General features: G+C 30.0%; 20 protein-coding genes. 8 read left to right on the top strand and 12 right to left on the bottom strand.

Annotated elements, in window-relative coordinates; genetic code table 11:
- Positions 1 to 90: 90 nt before the first annotated feature.
- Together ACOQN8_RS00225 and ACOQN8_RS00230 are read right to left on the bottom strand one after the other, a co-directional pair.
- Positions 91 to 2244: a xanthine dehydrogenase family protein molybdopterin-binding subunit gene (locus tag ACOQN8_RS00225; protein WP_420551168.1), complete on the bottom strand. Its 2154-nt coding sequence runs from the start codon at positions 2242 to 2244 to the stop codon at positions 91 to 93.
- 11 nt (positions 2245 to 2255) lie between these two features.
- Positions 2256 to 2717: a (2Fe-2S)-binding protein gene (locus tag ACOQN8_RS00230; protein WP_150899838.1), complete on the bottom strand. Its 462-nt coding sequence runs from the start codon at positions 2715 to 2717 to the stop codon at positions 2256 to 2258.
- A 167-nt stretch (positions 2718 to 2884) separates the two neighbouring features.
- On the opposite strand from ACOQN8_RS00230, the gene ACOQN8_RS00235 reads away from it, so the two are divergent.
- On the top strand, positions 2885 to 4129 hold the full coding sequence (locus tag ACOQN8_RS00235) for a mechanosensitive ion channel family protein (protein WP_420551169.1): 1245 nt from the start codon (positions 2885 to 2887) through the stop codon (positions 4127 to 4129).
- Here the strand turns inward: ACOQN8_RS00235 and ACOQN8_RS00240 are convergent.
- The 5 genes from ACOQN8_RS00240 to ACOQN8_RS00260 form a co-directional block, all read right to left on the bottom strand.
- Positions 4119 to 4595, bottom strand: a complete 477-nt coding sequence (locus tag ACOQN8_RS00240) for a hypothetical protein (protein WP_420551170.1) — start codon at positions 4593 to 4595, stop codon at positions 4119 to 4121. The two genes, ACOQN8_RS00235 and ACOQN8_RS00240, sit on opposite strands and share 11 nt — an antisense overlap.
- Before the next feature lie 76 nt (positions 4596 to 4671).
- Positions 4672 to 5859, bottom strand: a complete 1188-nt coding sequence (gene fabV / locus ACOQN8_RS00245; protein ID WP_272151754.1) for an enoyl-ACP reductase FabV — start codon at positions 5857 to 5859, stop codon at positions 4672 to 4674.
- Positions 5837 to 6208 carry a glyoxalase gene (locus tag ACOQN8_RS00250; RefSeq protein ID WP_420551171.1) on the bottom strand — a complete coding sequence of 124 codons (372 nt, stop codon included), beginning with the start codon at positions 6206 to 6208 and terminating at the stop codon, positions 5837 to 5839. Before ACOQN8_RS00250 ends, fabV begins: the two co-directional genes overlap by 23 nt.
- A gap of 28 nt (positions 6209 to 6236) precedes the next feature.
- Complete coding sequence (locus tag ACOQN8_RS00255; protein WP_420551172.1) at positions 6237 to 7187, bottom strand: phosphoribosylaminoimidazolesuccinocarboxamide synthase; 951 nt, start codon at positions 7185 to 7187, stop codon at positions 6237 to 6239.
- 86 nt (positions 7188 to 7273) lie between these two features.
- Positions 7274 to 8227 (bottom strand): PhoH family protein, encoded by a 954-nt coding sequence (locus tag ACOQN8_RS00260; protein ID WP_150899847.1) that lies wholly within the window; start codon positions 8225 to 8227, stop codon positions 7274 to 7276.
- 120 nt (positions 8228 to 8347) lie between these two features.
- Between ACOQN8_RS00260 and ACOQN8_RS00265 the strand changes: the two genes are divergently transcribed.
- The 5 genes from ACOQN8_RS00265 to gldG are packed head-to-tail and all read left to right on the top strand — an operon-like array spanning position 8348 to position 12409.
- Positions 8348 to 9211: an SAM hydrolase/SAM-dependent halogenase family protein gene (locus tag ACOQN8_RS00265; RefSeq protein WP_272151757.1), complete on the top strand. Its 864-nt coding sequence runs from the start codon at positions 8348 to 8350 to the stop codon at positions 9209 to 9211.
- A 4-nt stretch (positions 9212 to 9215) separates the two neighbouring features.
- Positions 9216 to 9512, top strand: a complete 297-nt coding sequence (locus ACOQN8_RS00270; protein ID WP_420551173.1) for a putative quinol monooxygenase — start codon at positions 9216 to 9218, stop codon at positions 9510 to 9512.
- Between the two features lie 5 nt (positions 9513 to 9517).
- The gene (locus ACOQN8_RS00275) at positions 9518 to 10036 is read left to right on the top strand and encodes a GNAT family N-acetyltransferase (RefSeq protein WP_420551174.1); all 519 of its coding nucleotides are present in this window, start codon (positions 9518 to 9520) and stop codon (positions 10034 to 10036) included.
- A gap of 20 nt (positions 10037 to 10056) precedes the next feature.
- The gene (gene gldF, locus ACOQN8_RS00280) at positions 10057 to 10776 is read left to right on the top strand and encodes a gliding motility-associated ABC transporter permease subunit GldF (RefSeq protein ID WP_420551175.1); all 720 of its coding nucleotides are present in this window, start codon (positions 10057 to 10059) and stop codon (positions 10774 to 10776) included.
- A complete protein-coding gene (gene gldG, locus ACOQN8_RS00285; RefSeq protein ID WP_420551176.1) occupies positions 10769 to 12409 on the top strand; it encodes a gliding motility-associated ABC transporter substrate-binding protein GldG in 1641 nt (546 codons plus the stop codon). Before gldF ends, gldG begins: the two co-directional genes overlap by 8 nt.
- On the opposite strand, the gene ACOQN8_RS00290 is transcribed toward gldG, so the two are convergent.
- Both ACOQN8_RS00290 and ACOQN8_RS00295 read right to left on the bottom strand, forming a co-directional pair.
- Entirely contained in the window at positions 12406 to 13185 is a 780-nt protein-coding gene (locus ACOQN8_RS00290; protein ID WP_420551177.1) for an NAD-dependent epimerase/dehydratase family protein, read from the bottom strand. The genes gldG and ACOQN8_RS00290 overlap by 4 nt on opposite strands.
- Positions 13157 to 13822 carry an MIP/aquaporin family protein gene (locus ACOQN8_RS00295; RefSeq protein ID WP_420551178.1) on the bottom strand — a complete coding sequence of 222 codons (666 nt, stop codon included), beginning with the start codon at positions 13820 to 13822 and terminating at the stop codon, positions 13157 to 13159. Before ACOQN8_RS00295 ends, ACOQN8_RS00290 begins: the two co-directional genes overlap by 29 nt.
- Positions 13823 to 13932: 110 nt before the next feature.
- On the opposite strand from ACOQN8_RS00295, the gene ACOQN8_RS00300 reads away from it, so the two are divergent.
- Both ACOQN8_RS00300 and ACOQN8_RS00305 read left to right on the top strand, forming a co-directional pair.
- A complete protein-coding gene (locus ACOQN8_RS00300) occupies positions 13933 to 14772 on the top strand; it encodes a DUF2911 domain-containing protein (protein WP_150899825.1) in 840 nt (279 codons plus the stop codon).
- 176 nt (positions 14773 to 14948) lie between these two features.
- Positions 14949 to 17225, top strand: coding sequence for a neutral/alkaline non-lysosomal ceramidase N-terminal domain-containing protein (locus ACOQN8_RS00305; RefSeq protein ID WP_420551179.1), 2277 nt, complete (start codon positions 14949 to 14951; stop codon positions 17223 to 17225).
- 56 nt (positions 17226 to 17281) lie between these two features.
- Here the strand turns inward: ACOQN8_RS00305 and rlmF are convergent, their stop codons facing one another.
- The 3 genes from rlmF to ACOQN8_RS00320 are packed head-to-tail and all read right to left on the bottom strand — an operon-like array spanning position 17282 to position 20390.
- Positions 17282 to 18133 (bottom strand): 23S rRNA (adenine(1618)-N(6))-methyltransferase RlmF, encoded by an 852-nt coding sequence (gene rlmF, locus ACOQN8_RS00310; protein WP_420551180.1) that lies wholly within the window; start codon positions 18131 to 18133, stop codon positions 17282 to 17284.
- A complete protein-coding gene (gene bshC, locus ACOQN8_RS00315; RefSeq protein WP_420551181.1) occupies positions 18133 to 19725 on the bottom strand; it encodes a bacillithiol biosynthesis cysteine-adding enzyme BshC in 1593 nt (530 codons plus the stop codon). Before bshC ends, rlmF begins: the two co-directional genes overlap by 1 nt.
- On the bottom strand, positions 19725 to 20390 hold the full coding sequence (locus tag ACOQN8_RS00320; RefSeq protein ID WP_420551182.1) for a class I SAM-dependent methyltransferase: 666 nt from the start codon (positions 20388 to 20390) through the stop codon (positions 19725 to 19727). Before ACOQN8_RS00320 ends, bshC begins: the two co-directional genes overlap by 1 nt.
- Positions 20391 to 20507 lie beyond the last annotated feature (117 nt).

Below are 20507 nucleotides of genomic sequence, written 5' to 3' on the forward strand. Positions count from 1 at the left end.
ACAGACTTTCAAATTGACTTTATGTTCATTTTGCTCATAAAAAAAAGATGCCTGTACGACATCTTTTTATTTCTTTTATATTTTTATTTTTTAGCTTTCTATTTTAACTGCTAATTCTTTTTCAAATGGCTGGCTATACATTCTCTTTCCTATAGCTTTGTATACCGCATTTGCAACTGCTCCTCCTGCTGGCGGAAGTCCTGGTTCTCCTAAACCTGTTGGCGACAATTCATTTTCTACAAAATGTACTTCTACCTCTGGTGTTTCATTCATTCGTATTAATCGATAGGTATCAAAATTTTTGTTTGATGGTTTTCCATTATCGAATGTTAAATCTCCATACATTGCATGTCCTAGACCATCTAGAACTCCTCCTTGTATTTGATTTATAGCTCCTGTTGGATTGATTACAATTCCGCAATCTACTGCTGCTATTACTTTGGTAACTATTGGTGACCCATTTTTTAGTTCTACCTCTGCTAATTCCGCTACATGTGTATTATGACTATAATATGCTGCAAACCCTTGGTAAACTCCTTCTCTTGGATTTCCCCAATTTCCTTTTTCTGCTGCTAGTTTTATAGTATTTTGCATTCGCTCTCCTGAATACTCGATTTTCTCGTCTTTTGTACCTTTTACATTCTCCAGTAATTCTAACCTTAATTGTACTGCATCTTTATTTAACTCCAATGCTAATTCATCAAAGAAACTTTGTTCTGCAAAAGCTAAAAAGTTTGTATAAGGTGCTCTCCAAGCTCCTGTTGTAATATTACTTTTATAATTTTTGGTTGACACTTTATAATTTGGAATACATCCTGCAGGAAAAAAATGTGGTATTAAGCCATACATATTTCCATTTATTGCTGCTTCTTTTAAATGGTATCCTGTTATTTTTCCATCTTTAATCGAAGCTGCTATTCTATATTTTATAGCTGGTCTGTAAATTCCATCTGTCATATCATCTTCTCTTGAAAAAACTACTTTTACTGGTTTTTTCGATTTATCTGATATTTCTGCTGCTTCTAAAGCAAAGTCACCATACAGACGACGTCCAAATCCACCTCCCATTCTAGTCATTTCTAGCTCTATTTCTTCTTCTTTTCTATTTAAGAGTTTTGCTATTCTTCCTGCTGTCCACTGTGGTGTTTGTATAGGTCCAACCAAATGTATTTTTTCTGAAGTTACATTTGCATAAAAATTCATTGGTTCTAAACAGTTATGCGGTAAAAAAGGTGAATGATATGTTTTTTCAATTATTTTATCTGCTTCCTTAAATGCTTGTTTTACATTTCCATCTTCTCTTCTTACATCTAAATCTTTTGCGTCTAATATTTCATTCAATATTTTATTATGATCTGATGTACTTTCTAGTTTTGAGCCTTCTTTCCAGGTTGCTTTTAAAGCTTTTTTTCCTTTCATAGCAGCCCAAGTACTTGAACCTAGAACTGCAATTTTATCTCCAAATTTTATTATTTCTGAAACGCCATTTACTTTCTTCGCATCTGAATCATCAAAAGCTTCCAGTGTTTGTCCAAATGCTGGTGGTCTTAAAACTGACGCATACAACATTCCTTCAGCCTTATAATCTAACCCGAACAACGGTTTTCCTGTTACTATTTTCTCTAAATCTACATTAACAGCATTTGTTCCTATTATGGTGTATTCTGAAGATTTTTTTAATGTTACTTTTTCTGGTACTTCTAGAAGAGCTGCTTCTTTAACAACATCGCCATAACCTAAAGTTTCTCCTTTAGCATTTGTTATTACACCTTTGGATGCTTTACAAGTTGACGCCTCAACCCCCCATTTTGCTGCTGCTGCATTTACCAACATTTGTTTTGTTGTTGCTCCTGTTTGCCTCAACGCATCCCATCCATGTCTTATAGATTGACTTCCTCCTGCTACCTGTCTTGTATATTCTTTTTTATTATACTTTGCTTGAACTACATGTACCTTATCCCAATCTACATCTAACTCTTCTGCAATAATCATTGGCATAGATGTTTTTACCCCCTGACCTATTTCTGGATTGGGCGAATAAATGGTTACATAGCCTTCTTGTGAAATTTTTATAAAAGCATTAAAATCGTTAAAATTTAAATTCTCTACATCTATTGACGGTTTCACATTTGGTTTACATGCTGTAAACATATTGAAACCTATCATTACTCCTCCACCTGCTAATGCAGCAGTTCTTAAAAAATTCCTTCTACTGAATGTGTACTTTTTTTCTTGAGTGCTCATAATTTAAATTTTTAAGACATTTTTTTAGCTGCTATAGCTACTGCTTTTTCTATTCTATTATACGAGGCACATCTACACAAGTTTCCATGCATTGCTTCTCTAATCTCTTCATTTGAAGGTTTAGGATTATCTTTCAAAAACGAAGCTGCTGTCATTATTTGTCCTGCTTGACAATAACCACACTGAGGTACATCTACTTCTTTCCATGCTTCTTGCAAAGGATGATCTCCTTTTTCTGAAAGCCCTTCAATTGTTGTAATTTCTTCTTTATCTAACATTGATACCTGAAGTTGACAACTTCTCATTGCTGTTCCATCTACATGTATTGTACAAGCTCCACATTGTGCTATTCCGCAACCAAATTTGGTTCCTAGCATGTTTAACTCATCTCTTAAAACCCAAAGTAATGGTGTATCGGCATCTACATTAACGGTTTTTGAGCTACCATTAATATTAATTGTATATGTTGGCATTTTGGATAGTTTTGTTACGTTTTGTGTAAGTTACAAAAAATATAAAACTTCTAATTTTTCTTAACTTCTTTTTAAGAAAACTTTAAGCTCAATTATTTTTAAATTAAACTGTCTCATAACCAATTCATACGCCTTTTATTAATAGTTTTGTAAGATATTTTACTCTTATGGAATTTGATAGACACTTTTTTTACGATTACCTAATAGATTTTGGTTTTTCTAAAAACATTTCTATTTATTTAAATCTGTTTTTTCTTGTAATCATATCTCTTATTCTTACTTATCTTATAGATATTATTGCTAGAAAAGTACTTAGAAATATCTCTATTAGGATTGCGAAATCGTCTAAAACAAGTTTTGATGATATTTTAATTACCAATAAAGTTCCTACTAATGTTGCACATCTTATTCCTGTGCTTATTTTTTTTGAGTTAATTCCTATTATCTTTTTTGATTTTGAATATTTAAGGAATTTCACCACTAAATTAGTTTCGATAATTAGTATTCTTTTAACGCTTAGTATTGCTAGGAGTGTTTTGAATAGCCTTAAAGATTTTTTAAAAAAGCTTCCTCGTTTTAAAGACAAGCCTGTTGATAGCTATATTCAGGTTTTTATGATTTTTGCTTGGCTAGCTGGAACTATTTTAGCTTTTGCTATTATCACCGATCAATCTATTTGGAAGTTTTTTACCGCTCTTGGTGCTGCTTCCGCTATAATTATTCTAATTTTTAAAGACACAATACTTGGTTTTGTTGCTAGTATTCAAGTTTCTGTTAATGATATAGTTCGTATTGGTGACTGGATTACTTTTGAGAAATTTGGTGCCGATGGTGACGTTATTGAAATTTCTTTAGCCACTGTTAAAGTTCAGAATTTTGACAAAACTATTACTACTATCCCTACCTATGCCTTAATTTCCGATTCTTTTAAAAATTGGAGAGGTATGGTTAATTCTCAAGGTAGAAGAATTAAAAGAGCCCTAAATATTAAAATGGATAGTATTCATTATTTATCTGATGACGAGATAAACAATTTAAAATCTATTCATCTTATTGAAAATTATTTAACTGACAAGCAAGAAAACATTAATACCTATAATGAAGAAAAGAATATAAATAAGAACTTTCTTTTAAATGGTAGAAACCTCACTAACATTGGTGTTTTTAGAAAATATGCTGAAACATATATTGAAAATCATCCTGCTATTAATAAAAACATGATGATTATGGTTAGACAATTAGCTCCAACTTCTCAAGGATTACCTCTTGAAATTTATGCTTTTAGTGCAGATAAAAGATGGCAAAATTATGAATATATAATGGCTGATATTTTTGACCACTTACTTGCTTCTGTGCAATATTTCAATTTAGAAGTGTTTGAATTACCTTCTAGCTTTACAACTACAAATTAAGCTCGCTAATCATTTCATTATAATCATACTGTAAATCTTCGTGTAACTTATCTATAGCTTTTTTTGCTAGCTCTAATTGCCTATCGTAAGTTGCTTGTAATCTTGGACTTCTTTTTATACTTGGTTTAAACTCTTTTAGCTTTATACAAAAGTGCAACAGTAAAGCTACTTCTGTTTCTTTCTTTTTTGAATATCGAATAAACTTTTTGGTTGTTGTTAAGATTTTACGAACGCTTTTACGTATGTAATAGTAACTCTTTGTGTTTACTTGTTCAAATAATCCGTCTATTTCTTCCTTTATACTCTCTATATAGCCTTCTTCATTATGAGATTCAAATAACAAGTACGTTAGCAACTCTTTATTTTCTTTTTTAAATTTTGATAACTGTAAACATAACTCCATCAATTCGCCTGATGTTTTATATGCCAACTCATCTTTTATTTTTTTTACAGTTACTGCCTTCATTGGTTTTATTTTAAAAAGTTAAAAATAAAAAAAAGCCTCATAGAAATTCTATGAGGCTCTTCTTAAAATTTATTTTTTATTGAATACTTGGAATTTCTACTAACTCATTTACATCAGCATCATAGTCTACTCCTGCTACTTTAAATCCAAATAACTTAAAGAATTCATTACTATAACCTTCTAAATCTCCTATTTCAGAAAGATTTTCTGTAGTTGCTTCTTCCCATAATTTAGAAATCTCTGCTTGTACATCCTCTCTCATTTCCCAATCGTCAACACGAATTCTTCCTTTTTCATCTAAAGCTAAATCTCCTCCAAATAATCTCTCACTATATAAACGTTGGATTTGCTCTATACAACCTTCGTGAATTCCTTTTTCTTTCATTACCTTAAATAATAATGATATGTATAATGGAATTACTGGTATTGCTGAACTTGCTTGTGTTACTAATGCTTTATTTACTGAAACATAAGCCTTTGCTCCTATAGATTTTAAATCTTCTGTAATTTTAAATGCTGTAGCTTCTAAATCATCTTTTGCAGCTCCTATTGTACCATTTCTATATACTGGTTTTGTTACTTCTGGCCCAATGTATGAATACGCTACTGTTGTTGCTCCTTCTGATAATAAATTTTCTGCTTGTAAGGCGTCCATCCACATTTTCCAGTCTTCTCCTCCCATTACAGTTACCGTATTAGCAACATCATCACCTTCAGCTGGTTTTATTGATATTTCTGATACATTACCTGTATGAAAATCTACTGTTTTATTTGAAAAGACCTCTCCTATAGGTTTTAAAACAGACTTATATCTTTTTCCTGTTTCTGGATGCGTTCTTACTGGCGATGCTAAACTATAGATTACTAAATCTACTTGACCTAAATCTTCTTTGATTAAATCTACTACTTGCTTTTTTACATCATTTGAAAATGCATCGGCATTTATACTTTTTGCATATAATCCTGCTGCATGCGCTTCTTTTTCAAAAGCTGCTGTATTGTAAAAACCTGGTGATGCTGGTCTTCCTTCACTTGCTGGCTTGTCAAAAAACACTCCTATTGTTGCGGCATCTGAACCAAATGCACTTGTAATTCTTGAAGCTAATCCAAATCCAGTTGAAGCTCCTATGACTAAAACTTTTTTTGCTCCTTCTATTTTTCCTTTTGACTGCACATATGCTATTTGGTCTTTTACATTTTGTTCACATCCAACTGGGTGAGATGTTAAACAAATAAACCCTCTAGTTCTTGGTTCTATTATCATTGTTGTTTGTTTTAAAATTTTTAATTTCTAATTGGCTATCTGAAATTCTTTGACCAATCATCGTTAAAATTCTTTTATTTATTTCAGCATCATTGTCTTTATAGAATTCAAATTCTTTTATGGTGAATTGACCTATAATTGAACCTAATAACTGATTTTTAAAATTTATATTTTTTTTAATTATTGTATCAACTAGATTTTGAAAACTTTCTTTCTCTAAATATGATATCCTAACTTTTTGTTTATTACAATAAAAAATAAAAAACTGTAAAATAAGATCATGTTGTAGTTTTAAAATTGGTCGTACAATTCTGTTTTGAAAATCTTCAATTGGAATTTTTGATGTCAAATTTAAAACTGGTCGTATGCTTATTTTTTTATTGTCCATTTAAAAAACTGACAACATTTTTTTCAATACGTGCTAATACATTTTCTGTATTTGCCTTAACAAAAGTTTCTCCTGTAATTTGTTCGTATAATTCGATATATCTATTAGATATCTCATTAATTTTATCATCTGACATTTCAGGAATTTGTTGTCCTTCTTTTCCTTGAAACCCATTTTCGATTAACCATTGACGTACAAACTCTTTTGATAATTGTTTTTGCTTTTCTCCTTTCTCTTGACGTTCTTTATATCCTTCCTTATAAAAGTAACGTGATGAATCTGGAGTATGTATTTCATCTATCAAAACTATTTTTCCATCTCTTGTCTTACCGAATTCATATTTAGTATCTACTAAAATTAAGTCTCTTGAAGCTGCTATTTCAGTTCCTCTTTGAAATAATTTTCTTGTGTAATCTTCTAAAACTAAATAATCTTCTTCTGAAACTATTCCTTTTGCTAAAATTTCCTCTCTTGAAATATCCTCGTCATGCTCTCCGTTATCTGCTTTTGTAGATGGAGTAATAATAGGTGTAGGAAATTTATCGTTCTCTTTTAATCCTTCAGGCATTTCAACTCCACAAAGAATCCTTTTTCCTGCATTATATTCACGAGCGGCATGTCCTGACAAGTAACCTCTAATAACCATTTCTACTTTAAATGGTTCACATAAATGTCCTACTGCAACATTTTCATCTGGATTTGCCACTAACCAATTCGGAACAATATCGGCTGTATCATTCATCATTTTGGTTGCAATCTGGTTTAAAATCTGTCCTTTAAAAGGGATTTGACGAGGCAAAATTACATCAAAAGCTGACAATCTATCTGATGCAATCATTACCAATAATTCATCGTTTACATTGTATACTTCTCTTACCTTTCCTTTATAAACAGACTTCTGTTGTGGAAACTTGAAGTTAGTTTCGTTAATTGTATTCATTCTTTTTTTGTTGTGTTGTTGATTGCAAAAGTAAGTTTTTACATTTCAAAACTCAAAGTTTAAAAGTTATAAATTACAACTAAAGATTACTCTGTTTCAATACTTTTATATGCTTTTACAATTTTCTTAATTAAGCGGTGTCTTACTACATCTTTATCATCTAAGTATATTTGTCCAATCCCATCTATACCTTTTAAAGCTAACAATGCTTCTTTTAAACCTGAGACTTGTTTTCTTGGTAAATCTATTTGACCAGGATCACCTGTAATAATAAACTTTGCATGCATTCCCATACGTGTTAAAAACATTTTCATTTGGTTATGCGTTGTATTTTGTGCCTCATCTAAAATTACAAATGCATTATCTAATGTTCTTCCACGCATAAATGCTAATGGTGCTATTTGTATAATTCCCTTTTCTAAATATGATTCTAACTTTTCATGCGGAATCATATCTCTTAATGCATCATATAAAGGTTGCATATATGGGTCTAATTTTTCTTTTAAATCTCCTGGTAAAAAACCTAAGTTTTCCCCTGACTCTACTGCTGGCCTCGTTAGTATAATTCTACGCACTTCTTTTTCTTTAAGTGCCTTTACTGCTAATGCTACTGCTGTATATGTTTTTCCAGTTCCTGCTGGACCTACTGCAAAAAGCATATCGTTTTTAAGCATTAGCTCAACCATTTTACGTTGGTTCGTTGTTTGTGCTTTTATTAATTTACCGCTAACTCCATGCACTAAGACTCCTTCAACCTTATTCGATTTACGAATTTCCTCTTCCTTTCCTGTAGATGTTAAAATACGTTCTATACTATTTTCATCTAACTTGTTATATCTATTGAAGTATTTTATGAGCATTCCTAAACGTTTTTCAAATTCGTCTAAAAGCTCTGCTTCCCCATAAATTTTTAATGTATTTCCTCTTGCAACAATTTTTACTTTTGGAAAGTATGTTTTTAACTGAGTTATTGTACTGTTTTGAGCTCCAAAAAAATCTTTTGGATTAATTTCGGTTAATTCAATAATTCGTTCGTTCAAATGATATATGTTTTTAATATTATTCACTCTAAAAATAATGATTATTTTTATCGAATTACGTAGTTTTGCTGTAAATTCAACAGATTTTTTCAACATATTAATTAACAAGCAACTAATTAAATGCCTCTCATTACTTTAACTACCGATTTTGGAATAAAAGACCACTTTGTAGGGGCTGTTAAAGGTGCTATTTACTCTGAATTACCTGATGCGAACATTGTTGACATTACGCATCACATTACTCCTTTTAATATTACCGAGACTGCTTATATTTTAAAAAACACCTATAAAAGCTTTCCTGATAAAACAATACATATTGTTGGAGTTGATTCTGAATTGAGTGTAGATAATAAACATATAGCTTTAGAATTAGACAATCATTATTTTATTTGTCCTGATAACGGAATTATATCTATGATTGCTTCCGAAATAAAGCCTTCAAAGATTGTTGAAATTAATATTCATAATCATATTGAAAGTAGTTTTCCTGTATTAGATGTATTTGTTCAGGTTGCTTCTCATATTGGCCGTGGCGGTAGTTTAAATGTTATTGGTAAAGAAATTGAATCTTATAAGAACATTACTGAAATTCAGCCTAAGATAAATCAAAAGCAAGACCATATTATAGGTGGTGTTATTTATATTGATAACTACGGAAATGTAATTACAAATATTAGTAAGAAACTTTTTAACTCTATTGGTAAAGGACGTAATTTTACTATAACTGCCAGACGCTATAGTTTTGATAAAATTTACAATCGTTATAATGAAATTGTAGATTATTCTATTCCTGTTGAAAAAAGACAATACGATGGAGAAAAATTAGCTATTTTTAATTCTGCTGGTTTTTTAGAAATTGCCATTTACCGTAGTAATTTAGATACTGTAGGAGGTGCTTCTACCTTACTAGGTTTAGGTTATAGAGACAGTATTTCTATTGAGTTTGAAACTATTATTTCACCAGATTTTACCACTATAAATTAATTATATGTTTGTTCGAATTGTAAAAATGAGTTTTCAACCTGAGAAAATTGAAGAGTTTTTAAAAAACTTTGACTCAAAAAAAGAATTTATTAGAAAATCTCCTGGTTGTAACTTATTAGAATTATATAGAGATAAAACGAATCCGAATATCTTTTTTACTTACAGTTATTGGGATACTGAACAAGATTTAGAAAATTATAGAAACTCTGAATTATTCAAAGGTGTTTGGGCTCAAACTAAAGTTTTATTTAATGATAAACCTTTAGCTTGGAGTGTAGATAAAATGGTTAGTTTACAATAATTCCAATGAACAATATTTCTTTCTCTTTTTTAACAACTCAACGTTTAGAGTTAACTCAGTTAGAAAAAACTGATATTGACGCTCTTTTTAAATTAAGAACTCATCCTAAAACTAATGAATTTATAAAAAGAGAACTTCCTAAAGAGGTTAATGAACTAGTTCCTTTTATTGAAAAAATAACTAAAGGTGTTTTAAATAACGAATACTTTTATTGGGCTATTAAAAAAGATCAACAACTCATTGGAACTATTTGCTTATGGAATTTTTCTGAAGATAAACTTACTGCTGAAATAGGTTATGAATTACATCCTGATTTTCATAAAAAAGGTTTTATGAGTGAATCATTACAAAAAGTTATTCATTTTGGTTTTTCTAAACTTAACTTAAAAGCTATAGAAGCCTTTACTCATAAAAATAATGAAAGCTCTATCGCGTTATTGAATAAAAATAATTTTATTTATCAACCTAAAAGAAGAGATAAGGGTTTTGAAAATAATCGTATTTTTCGAATTGAAAATAATTAATAATTTACGTTAACAATTATATGTTTCCTATTTTAAAAAAAGAATTTAACTCATTTTTTTCATCCCCCATAGCTTATTTAGTTATTGGTGTTTTTTTACTAATAAACGGATTATACTTATGGGTGTTTAAAGACAATTTTAATATTCTAAATGCTGGTTTTGCAGATTTAAGTAGCTTTTTTTATTTAGCTCCTTGGCTATTCTTGTTTTTAATACCAGCGATTACCATGAGAAGTTTTGCCGATGAATTTAACAGTGGAACTATTGAAATTTTAAAAACTAAACCATTAACCGATTGGCAAATCATTTTAGGTAAGTTTACTGCTTCACTTCTTTTAGTTTTTATCGCTTTAATTCCTACATTAACTTACGTATATACTGTATATGCATTAGGTAACCCAATTGGAAATTTAGATTTAGGAAGTATTGCTGGTTCTTATTTTGGTCTGTTTTTTTTAGCTGCCATATACACTAGTATTGGTTTATTTACCTCTACTCTATCTAAAAATCAAATTGTAGCTTTTATTATTAGTGTTTTTATCACTTTTATTTTATTCTATGGTTTTGATACAATTGGTAACTCACTAGGAAATTCGGGATACTTATTTCAACAGTTTGGAATTAATGAACACTTTAAAAGTATTAGTCGAGGTGTTATTGACACTAGAGATGTAGTTTACTTTATTAGCGTTACTTTTTTCTTTTTATTCATTACTAAACAACAATTAAAAAATGAATAAGAAAATACAACATATAGCTTATGCTTTCGTAGGAATCTTATTAGTCAATTATCTTTCTAATTTTGTATTTAAACGTTTTGACTTAACTCAAGACAAACGTTACACAATTTCTAACGTTAGTACTAAATTACTGAATAAAATAGACAAGAACATTTTAATTAATGTATACTTGGAAGGTGATTTTCCAGCTGAGTTCAAACGCTTACAAATAGAAACTCGTCAGTTTTTAGAAGAACTAAAAGCTGAAAACTCAAATGTTAGGTTTCGTTTTGTTAATCCTGATAATATTCGTGAACGCCTTATAAAAAAAGGAATGCTTCCTAGTCAATTAACTGTGGAGGAAGATGGAAAATTATCTGAAGCCATTATTTTTCCTTGGGCTGAAATTAATTACGGTAAAAAAACAGAGCTTGTTTCTCTTTTACCTAATTCTATTGCTAAAACTCAAGAAGATCAATTACAAAACGCAATTGAAAAACTTGAATACTCTTTTGCTAATGCAATTCATAACATAACCAAAACCAAAAGAAAAAAAATTGCGGTTTTATCGGGTAATGGTGAATTAGACGATATATATGTTTATAGTTTATTAAGTGAAGTAGGAAAAAAATATCGCTTAGCTAAATTTACTTTAGACAGTGTTGAAAACAGTCCCCAAAAAACATTAAATGATTTAACTAAGTATGATTTAGCCATTATTGCTAAACCTACTAAAAGATTTACCGAAAAAGAGAAATTTACAGTTGATCAGTTTATTACAAATGGAGGTAAAACTCTTTGGATGATTGATAATAATTATTCAGATACGGATAGCTTATATAATGAAGGAAGAATGTTAGCTTTTCCTCGCGATTTAAATTTAACCGATTTACTTTTTAGTTATCAAGTACGTGTAAATAATAAACTTATTCAAGATTTATATTCTGCTAAGATTCCTTTAGCTACAGGAAATTTAGGAAACCAAGCACAGTTTCAACATTTAAATTGGTTTTACCATCCTTTAGTGAATGGAAATCCAAACCATCCTATTACTAAAAACGTATCACTAGTTCGTTTTCGTTTTACAACGCAGATAGATACATTGAAAGGAAATATTAAAAAAACACCTTTATTAGTTACTTCTGTTTTAACTAAAAAAATAGGAACTCCTAAAATTGTTGAACTGCAAAGTATTTCTAAAGAACCTCAACAAAAAGATTACTCAAATGGCCCACAGTTATTATCTGTTTTATTAGAAGGTGATTTTAAATCTGCTTATAAAAGTAGAATCAAACCATTTAACACTCCACTTTTCAAACCTGAAAGTAGCTCTAATAAAATGATTGTTATTGCCGATGGTGATGTTGGAAAAAATCAAATTTTAAAAGGAAAACCTCATGATTTATCTTTAGACAAATGGACTGGAGAAATATTTGGTAACAAAGATTTCTTAATGAATGCTATTGATTATTTATTAGACGATTCTGGTTTAATTCAACTACGTAATAAAACAGTTAAGATAAACCTTCTAAACAAACAAAAAGCTTATACTGAAAAACGTTTTTGGCAATTTATAAATATTGGTGTTCCTTTAATTTTACTTGCCTTGTTTGGTTTTGGTTTTAATTACTTAAGAAGAAAAAGATATTCTTAAATAACTAATAAATCATCATAAATAAAAGTATAATTCAATTGTTTCTGTAATTTATCTGAACTAATTATTTTATACTTCAAATCTAAAGAATCATCAAAAACTGGTGGTTCTTTTTTCATTTTAACCTTTGCATTAGTATAAAACTGCTCTCTTGTTGGGTGGTGATTTGAACAAGCGTTAAATACTTCTCCCCATACGTTTTGTTTAATTATTTGATAAATAATTTGAATACAATCATCCTGATGTATCATATTTACAAAACCTTTTGGATGTGGTATTTTTCTATTTTCAAACCAATTCCCTGGATTCCTCCCCTTACCTAACAATCCTGCAAAACGAATTATAGTTGTTTTAAAGTTTTTATTTCCTTTAAAAAGATTTTCTATTTCTGCTAAAGGTGAAGATATCAATGTTTCTTCCTCAGTTATTACTTTGTTTAAACTAGGGTAAACTGAAGTAGAACTTATAAAAATTACTTTTTGGACTGTTGATTTCTCTATTTCATTTATTAAGTTTTCGTAGCTTACAATACTCTTAGATGTAATTGCTACAATTAATATATCTGAACTTAAAAACGATTGTATTTCTTTATTGAAGTTTGCATCAACATCTATTAAAAAAGGAGCAATTCCTTTTTCCTTAAAAATACTTAATTTATTTTTTGAAGTAGTAGACCCTTTGACATTATACCCTTTCTTCAATAAATATTCTGCTAATGGAAGTCCTAACCAACCACATCCTAAAACACTAACATCCTTCATCGCAACAATTGTCATCTTTTACCAATTTACACGAAACTACCGCTAATAATGCTCCTAAAATTGGAGCTAATAAATACAACCATAAATGTTCTAAGTGTCCTGACACTAATGCCGGCGCTATTGAACGTACTGGATTCATCGAAGCTTTTGTCATTGGTCCAGCAAACATTGCTTCTAACAAAACGACTCCTCCGATAGCAATACCAGCCATTACCCCAACTTCTTTACTCCCTGTTGAAACATTAATAATTGTAACCATTAAAAAGAAAGTCAGTAATAATTCTAATATAAAAGCTCGCCAAGGTTCAATACTAGGTATCGTAGCTCCGTAAAATTCACTTTCAGGAAATAAAATCCACAGTACACTGCTTGCTAATAGTGCACCTAATAATTGAGCTATTATATATTTTGGAACCTCTTTCCATGAAAACTTTTTGGCATAAGCAAAAGCAATGGTAACTGCTGGGTTAAAGTGTGCTCCCGAAATTTCTCCAAAAGAATATATCATTGCCATTACTATTAATCCCCAGGTAATAGCCACTCCTATATGAGTTAAATCTACCCCTCCAGTTATTTCATTAATTGTCATAGCCCCTGTACCACAAAAAATTAATGCAAAAGTTCCTATTAATTCAGAAATGTATTTTTTCATAGTGGCAAATATCAATTAAATAGTTAATATTTATTTTAAGTTTTCGTTAACATTAATCCGTATAATTCCTCGTAATTTTATCAGAACAAACTATAAACAAATTAATCATCATGAAAAAATTACTTTTAAGCTTATTTGTTGTTGCTATATCAGCAAATGTTAATGCACAAGTAAAAACTCCAGCACCAAGTCCTGCTTCTAAATTAGAGCAACAAGTAGGTTTAACTGACGTTACAGTAGAATACTCTAGACCAGGAATGAGAGGTAGAACTATTTTTGGAGATTTAGTGCCTTATGGAAAAGTATGGAGAACCGGAGCTAATCAAAACACTAAAGTTACATTTAGCGACGATGTTACAATTGATGGAAAAGAATTAAAGAAAGGTACCTATGCCTTGTACACAAAACCGAATAAAGATTCATGGGAAGTTATTTTTTATTCTGATGCGAACAACTGGGGGACTCCAAGAAAGTGGGACGACAGTAAAGTAGCATTATCTACAACTGCCAAAGTTGAAAAAATGCCTATGAAAATTGAGACTTTTACTTTGACTATTGATGATATCAAAAACAGTTCTGCTGTTTTAGGTATGTTATGGGAAAATGCTTATGTTGGAGTAAAGTTTAACACACCTACTGATAAAGGTGTTGAAGCTAGTATTGCAAAAATAATGAGCGGACCTTCTGCTGGTGATTATTTTTCTTCTGCTAAATATTATCTAGATGAAGGTAAAGACATCCAAAAAGCTAAAGAATGGATCAACAAAGCTGTTGATATGACTAAAGACCGTCCACGTTTTTGGTATTTACGTCAGCAATCATTAATCTTAGCTAAAGCTGGAGATAAAAAAGGAGCTATTGCTGCTGCTAAAGCTTCATTAGCTGGAGCTGAAAAAGCTGGTAATGCAGATTACGTTAAAATGAACAAAGAGTTTTTAGCTAAAATGTAATAAACTCACATATTTAATTAAAACTCGTAGCTATATATTAGTTACGAGTTTTTTTTTATTTAAAAACAACCCATTTAGTTAATTTATTCATATATAGATAAAATTTATAATAAAAAATTAAAATAAAAGCATTTAAAACATAGATTAGTAAGTAATTAACTTAATCAAACTAATTTATGTGTAAAATTAAAGCCCCCCTTTTAATTGTACTTTCTTTACTTACGATACAATTAATACAATCTCAAAACAATAACTACGACATTGGTGTAGGTATTTCAGACATTACTGGAGAAATTGCTGAAAGCGCCTTTTTTGGTTATGGAAACCCTTTCTTTAAAAACAGCGGTATTAAAGACAGACAATATGCTAGAGCTTACATTGTTAAAGAACCCAATGGCTCACCTGCTGTATTTGTTTGTATAGACAAAGGCGCCATGTTTCAATCAGTTAATTTAGCTGTTCTAGAAAAACTTAAAAATTATTATGGTAGTACTTATACAGATACTAACCTCGTCATTAGTGCTACCCACACCCACGTTTCACCTGGTGGATATTCCCATTATGAACTTTACAATACCTCTACTGGTGGTTTTTATAAAAAAAACTTCAATATTTTAGTTGATGGAATTTTTAATGCTATCAAACAAGCTCACGACAACTTAGCCCCTGGTAGAATTTATTACAATTCGGGAAGTTTAACAAATGCCAGCATTAATAGATCTTTAGTAGCTTACAATTTAAATAGTGATGCTAATGAATATATGAATATTGATGATCAAATGACCATTTTAAAATTTGTGCAAGGTGATACTGAGGTTGGAATGATTTCTTGGTTTGGAGTTCATCCAACAAGTTTATCTAAGAACTATAAATATGCTAGTGGTGACAGTAAAGGTTATGCTTCATTAAAGTTTGAACGTATGAAACAGTCTTCATACGGAAATGGTAATTTTACTTTTGTTGCTGCTTTTCCAAATACAAATCCTGGAGATATGTCTCCTAACTTAAATCAACCAGCTCCTAATGATTTATATACAGATGCTACTGGACCTGGCAGCAATGAAGTAGAAAGTTCTGAAATTATTGGAGATAGACAATATCAAAAAGCATTAGAATTATATAATAATGCTAATGAACAACTTATCGGCTCAGTAAAAGCCGTATCGAGATATAGTGATTTTTCTAATATCGAAGTCGCTTCAAAATTTACCGATGGTGTTATACGCCATACTTGTAAAGCTGCTCTTGGTATTTCTTTTAGAGCTGGTGCAGAAGATGGTAGAAGTGGTATTGGACGAGAAGGTGAAACAAGGTCCAATCCTAATTCAGGTCCTGCTGTTGATCAATGTCATATGGAAAAACCTATTGACCCTTTATTTTTTGTAGGGCGAAATAGTAATAATCCAAGAACTCCTAAGATACTCCCTACTAGTATTTTAAAAATAGGTCAATTTGGAATTTTTGCTGCTCCTGCTGAATTTACTATTATGGCTGGAAGGCGTGTAAAAGCTACTGTTGCAGAGAATAGTGCTACTGGAATACAGTATAGTGTTTTAGCTGGTTATTCTGATGCTTACTGTGGTTATGTAACTACTAGAGAAGAATATGCCTCTCAACAATACGAAGGAGCCAGTACACAATTTGGTCCATGGACTCTAGCTGCTTATCGACAAGAATTTGAAAGGTTAGCTACTTTATTAGTTTCTCCTAACTCAAACCCTTGGCCTACTCTAGCACCAACCCCTCCTCAAAAAACATATATTGGACTTGATAAAACAGTACATATTCTTTTTGATGATAAACCCTTATTTAAAAGCTTTGGTAGTGTGTATTCTGATACAAATAGCTCATATAATACCGGTAATACTGCTAAAGTTACTTTTTGGGGCGCTCATCCTAATCATGATACTAAAACAAATAGTACTTATTTTACTGTTCAGAAAAAAGTTGGAAATTCTTGGGTTACTAAATTTCAAGATAGAGATACCAACACTCTTATGATTTGGAAAAGAGACGGTGTAGCAAATTCAAAAATCACTATACATTTTAAAATCACCTCAGAAGTAGAAAGTGGTTATTACAGAATTGTACACATAGGTAAATGGAAAAATGGTTGGACTGGAAAAATAAGTCCTTATAGCGGAACTAGTAAAACGTTTTATGTAAATGGTTATGCTAGTAGAACTGTTAAACAAGAAACAGAAAAAAATATGCTCAATCAACATATTGTTTATCCTAATCCTAGTCGCGGAAACTTCACTTTTATCAATAATAAAAACTCTAAAGGTTCTTTTAAAATAATTAACACTGTAGGACAAGTAATTAAAACTGGTGAAATTCCTAACAAAAAATATATTAAGAATCTATATTTTAAAGCTGAAGCTGGAGTTTATCTTTTGAAAGTTAAATATGATAATGGAGAAACTGATATAACTACAATTCTAAAAAAATAAACGAATAAAAAAACTCACAATATTAATTGTGAGTTTTTACTTTTTATATTTTTAATTTAAAATCTCCAACAAACAATTCTAGTTACTTTATTTCCTTGTGTCATTGGAATTACTTTAAACTCTTTTACTCCTAGTTTTTTACCTGACTTCTGTAAACTTTCTACATTTTCTTTTTTAGAAACTAAGCTTGTAAACCACTTACTAACTGTTGGATATTGTGAACTCTCATATAAATATGTATGCAAAAAAGCTTTTTCACCTCCTATATACCAAAGTTCGTTACTATTTCCTGAAAAATTACGAACAGCATTATTTCCTAAGTTTCTCGATTTTCTCCTATTAGCTCCTCTAGCCTCTTCTGCCGATTTATAAAAAGGAGGATTGCACATAGTTACTGTAAAAGAATCTTCCTTTTCAAGAATTCCTTTTAAAACATGCTCTTCTTTAAATTGTTGTCTTAATTTTATTTTAGCATCTAAATTATTATCATCTATAATATCTTGAGCAGAATCTAACGAGTCTAAATCAATATCAGATGCTACAAAACTCCAATTATAAACTGCACTTCCTAATAACGGATATATACAAGTTGCTCCTGTACCAATATCTAATACAGTTACCTCTTTTTCTTTCCCTATTAAATCTGCTAAATAATGAATATAATCAACTCTTCCTGGAATTGGCGGGCATAAATTATCGTCTGAAAACTCCCATGTATTAATATTGTAATAAACCGATAATAAAGCTTTATTAAATTCTTTTACTGCTTTTGGATTTGAGAAATCGATAGTTTCTTTACCGTACTTCTCTATTACAAACTCTTTTATTTTAGGATACTTTTCTTGAAGTACTTTAAAATCGTATCCTTTGTTATGGATATTATTTTTATGTAATGCTTTTTTCTCCATTAAAGTGTAATTATCGTAAACTCTAAATCTAAAGGATTTAAACTATTTTTTAACTTATCTAAAAAGCTTACTCCGTATTCTAGATAATATTCTGAGAAATTACGTTGACGTTCTTCTAAACTTTGATTTGGTAAAATTTCATTTTGAAGCAATGTAATTCTATCTACTAATTCTTTTTGTTTTCTTTTCTCCGCTCTTAACCACCTTTTCTCAAGGTTTTCTAATCCTTTTAATTGTTTTTTCTCTTGGGCATTTACAGCTCCTATAAAAGAAACATCAGTTTTTTGAGCTACTTCTCTTAATTCATTGAATTGCTGTTGTAAAAAGCTTTTCTGATTTGTAAAATCAACTTTTACTTCTGATGAATTTAAAACTTTATTCTTTAGTAATGTATTTTGCTTACTGAATAATTCTTCTTTAGATATTGTTAACTTCTCTAATTTTCTTTCTTGTTTTTCCGATAAAACTTGTACTGAATTTCTCAACAATAAAACAGGAAATGGAACTTCTACAGCTTCAAAATAACTTTTCAACTGTAACCAATACGCCAATTCTCCTCCCCCACCTATGTAACATAAGTTTGGTAAAATTACTTCCTGATATAATGGTCGCATTATTACGTTTGGAGAAAATCTTTCGGGATTACTTTCTAGATGACTTAATATCTCTTCTTTAGTCCAAGAAACATTTGTATTGTTTACTTTATATGTACCTTCTTCGAAAATAATACGTTCACGAATTTCGTCAGTTAAATAAAATAAATTTATTTCTCTTGGGTTAACTTGTACTTTATATTCTTCTCCTAAAACTTTTATTGTTTCTGTTACTTTTTTATAAGAGATTTCTTCTGTTAATTCTCTTGTTACATAAGGAATAAACTCTCTTTTTAAATCAGTATCATCTGCATCAATAATTACCAATCCATAGGTCCCAAATAACTCATTAGCAATATACCTAGTAGCATCTGCTAAATTGTTATGTTTTAAGTATCCTTCTTCAAATAGTTTTACTAAATACTGTGCATTTTTGGAGTTTCCTATATGCAATGAAAAAGCTTCTAAAACTTCTTGTAATCCATCTGTAGAAAAGCGTCCAACTCCACCAGTTTGTTCTGAATTCCACTGAACTTTTTTTCCTTTAAAATTAAAATAGTTTATTTCGTCAAAATCATGATCTTCTGTTGCCATCCAATATACCGGAACAAAATTTTGATTTTCAATTTTACTATTTAATTCTTCACATAAATTAATTGTTGAAAATATTTTATACAAAAAATATAAAGGACCAGTAAATAGGTTTAATTGATGACCTGTAGTTATAGTATATGTATTTTCTAATAGTAAACTATCTATGTTTTGTATTGTTTCCTCTGTAGCATTTAGCTTACTATATTGCTTTTTTAATGTATTAACTAAAACGGTTCTTTTTTCTGGTTTAAAAGATACACCTTTAGCTTCTATTTGTTTTTTTAAACCTTCGATATTCGAAAAATTATTGTAAAAAGGCTTTATTTTCTCTGACTCTTCTAAATAATCTATCATAGTTTTAGAGAAGAAACCAGTTTTTTTGAAAGGTATTTGAATTACACTCATTACTTATTTTTTCTTTGGAATAATGTATAAATATATGGTCGTTCTCCTCCATAAGGATTGGTAAAAGTGTAATTGAACTTTTTAATCAATTCAAAATCTTCTCCAAGTCTCTCTTGCAACATTTCTGCATTATATCTTTGTAACTCAAGCCCACAACATTTTTCTGCTCCATCAAGAGCAAAAACAGCTATGATTACAAAACCATTATTCTTTACAAGTTGTTTTAATAATTTAAAATACAATTCTTTTTCTTCTTCTTTCAAAAAGAAGTGCAATACAGCTCTATCATTCCAAATATCAATATCTGAAAGTTGATTAAGCTTTGACGGCTTTATTAAATCATCTACAATAAAATTTATCTCTGATGATTTATCTCCTAACCTGTTTTTTACATCTTCAATAGCTTTTTCTGACAAATCATTTGCTATCAAATTTGTATATCCATCAGCTAACAATTCATCTATTAACATAGAAGATCCAACTCCTACATTTAAAATCTTAGCATTTTTAGGAGCTTTAGATAGTTTTATTAAATCTATTGTTTCTTTTGAGCTTTCTTCATACCAACCTAATTTCTGTGTAGTATTTTTAGTATAAGCTGTGTTCCAATGTTTTTTTAAAGTATTTTCTTCTGGAACTTTACAATCACTCTCTTTTGTAGTCATAGCCCAAAAATAGTAAAATTTGATACTTTTTTAATAACAAAATTAGATTCTAACAGTTTTTTAACTACATTCTTTTTTTAATCATCATTTTAGCTATTTTTACATCTAGTAAAAAAA

It is taken from the genome of Tenacibaculum aiptasiae, from assembly GCF_965221665.1.
Lineage (GTDB): Bacteria > Bacteroidota > Bacteroidia > Flavobacteriales > Flavobacteriaceae > Polaribacter > Polaribacter aiptasiae.

Excerpts from the sequence above, each read along its gene's own strand:
- ACOQN8_RS00225 (WP_420551168.1), bottom strand. The coding sequence starts at position 2,244 with ATGAGCACTCAAGAAAAAAAGTACACATTCAGTAGAAGGAATTTTTTA.
- ACOQN8_RS00230 (WP_150899838.1), bottom strand. The coding sequence starts at position 2,717 with ATGCCAACATATACAATTAATATTAATGGTAGCTCAAAAACCGTTAAT.
- ACOQN8_RS00235 (WP_420551169.1), top strand. The coding sequence starts at position 2,885 with ATGGAATTTGATAGACACTTTTTTTACGATTACCTAATAGATTTTGGT.
- ACOQN8_RS00240 (WP_420551170.1), bottom strand. The coding sequence starts at position 4,595 with ATGAAGGCAGTAACTGTAAAAAAAATAAAAGATGAGTTGGCATATAAA.
- fabV (WP_272151754.1), bottom strand. The coding sequence starts at position 5,859 with ATGATAATAGAACCAAGAACTAGAGGGTTTATTTGTTTAACATCTCAC.
- ACOQN8_RS00255 (WP_420551172.1), bottom strand. The coding sequence starts at position 7,187 with ATGAATACAATTAACGAAACTAACTTCAAGTTTCCACAACAGAAGTCT.
- ACOQN8_RS00265 (WP_272151757.1), top strand. The coding sequence starts at position 8,348 with ATGCCTCTCATTACTTTAACTACCGATTTTGGAATAAAAGACCACTTT.
- ACOQN8_RS00270 (WP_420551173.1), top strand. The coding sequence starts at position 9,216 with ATGTTTGTTCGAATTGTAAAAATGAGTTTTCAACCTGAGAAAATTGAA.
- ACOQN8_RS00275 (WP_420551174.1), top strand. The coding sequence starts at position 9,518 with ATGAACAATATTTCTTTCTCTTTTTTAACAACTCAACGTTTAGAGTTA.
- gldF (WP_420551175.1), top strand. The coding sequence starts at position 10,057 with ATGTTTCCTATTTTAAAAAAAGAATTTAACTCATTTTTTTCATCCCCC.
- gldG (WP_420551176.1), top strand. The coding sequence starts at position 10,769 with ATGAATAAGAAAATACAACATATAGCTTATGCTTTCGTAGGAATCTTA.
- ACOQN8_RS00290 (WP_420551177.1), bottom strand. The coding sequence starts at position 13,185 with ATGACAATTGTTGCGATGAAGGATGTTAGTGTTTTAGGATGTGGTTGG.
- ACOQN8_RS00295 (WP_420551178.1), bottom strand. The coding sequence starts at position 13,822 with ATGAAAAAATACATTTCTGAATTAATAGGAACTTTTGCATTAATTTTT.
- ACOQN8_RS00300 (WP_150899825.1), top strand. The coding sequence starts at position 13,933 with ATGAAAAAATTACTTTTAAGCTTATTTGTTGTTGCTATATCAGCAAAT.
- ACOQN8_RS00305 (WP_420551179.1), top strand. The coding sequence starts at position 14,949 with ATGTGTAAAATTAAAGCCCCCCTTTTAATTGTACTTTCTTTACTTACG.
- rlmF (WP_420551180.1), bottom strand. The coding sequence starts at position 18,133 with ATGGAGAAAAAAGCATTACATAAAAATAATATCCATAACAAAGGATAC.
- bshC (WP_420551181.1), bottom strand. The coding sequence starts at position 19,725 with ATGAGTGTAATTCAAATACCTTTCAAAAAAACTGGTTTCTTCTCTAAA.
- ACOQN8_RS00320 (WP_420551182.1), bottom strand. The coding sequence starts at position 20,390 with ATGACTACAAAAGAGAGTGATTGTAAAGTTCCAGAAGAAAATACTTTA.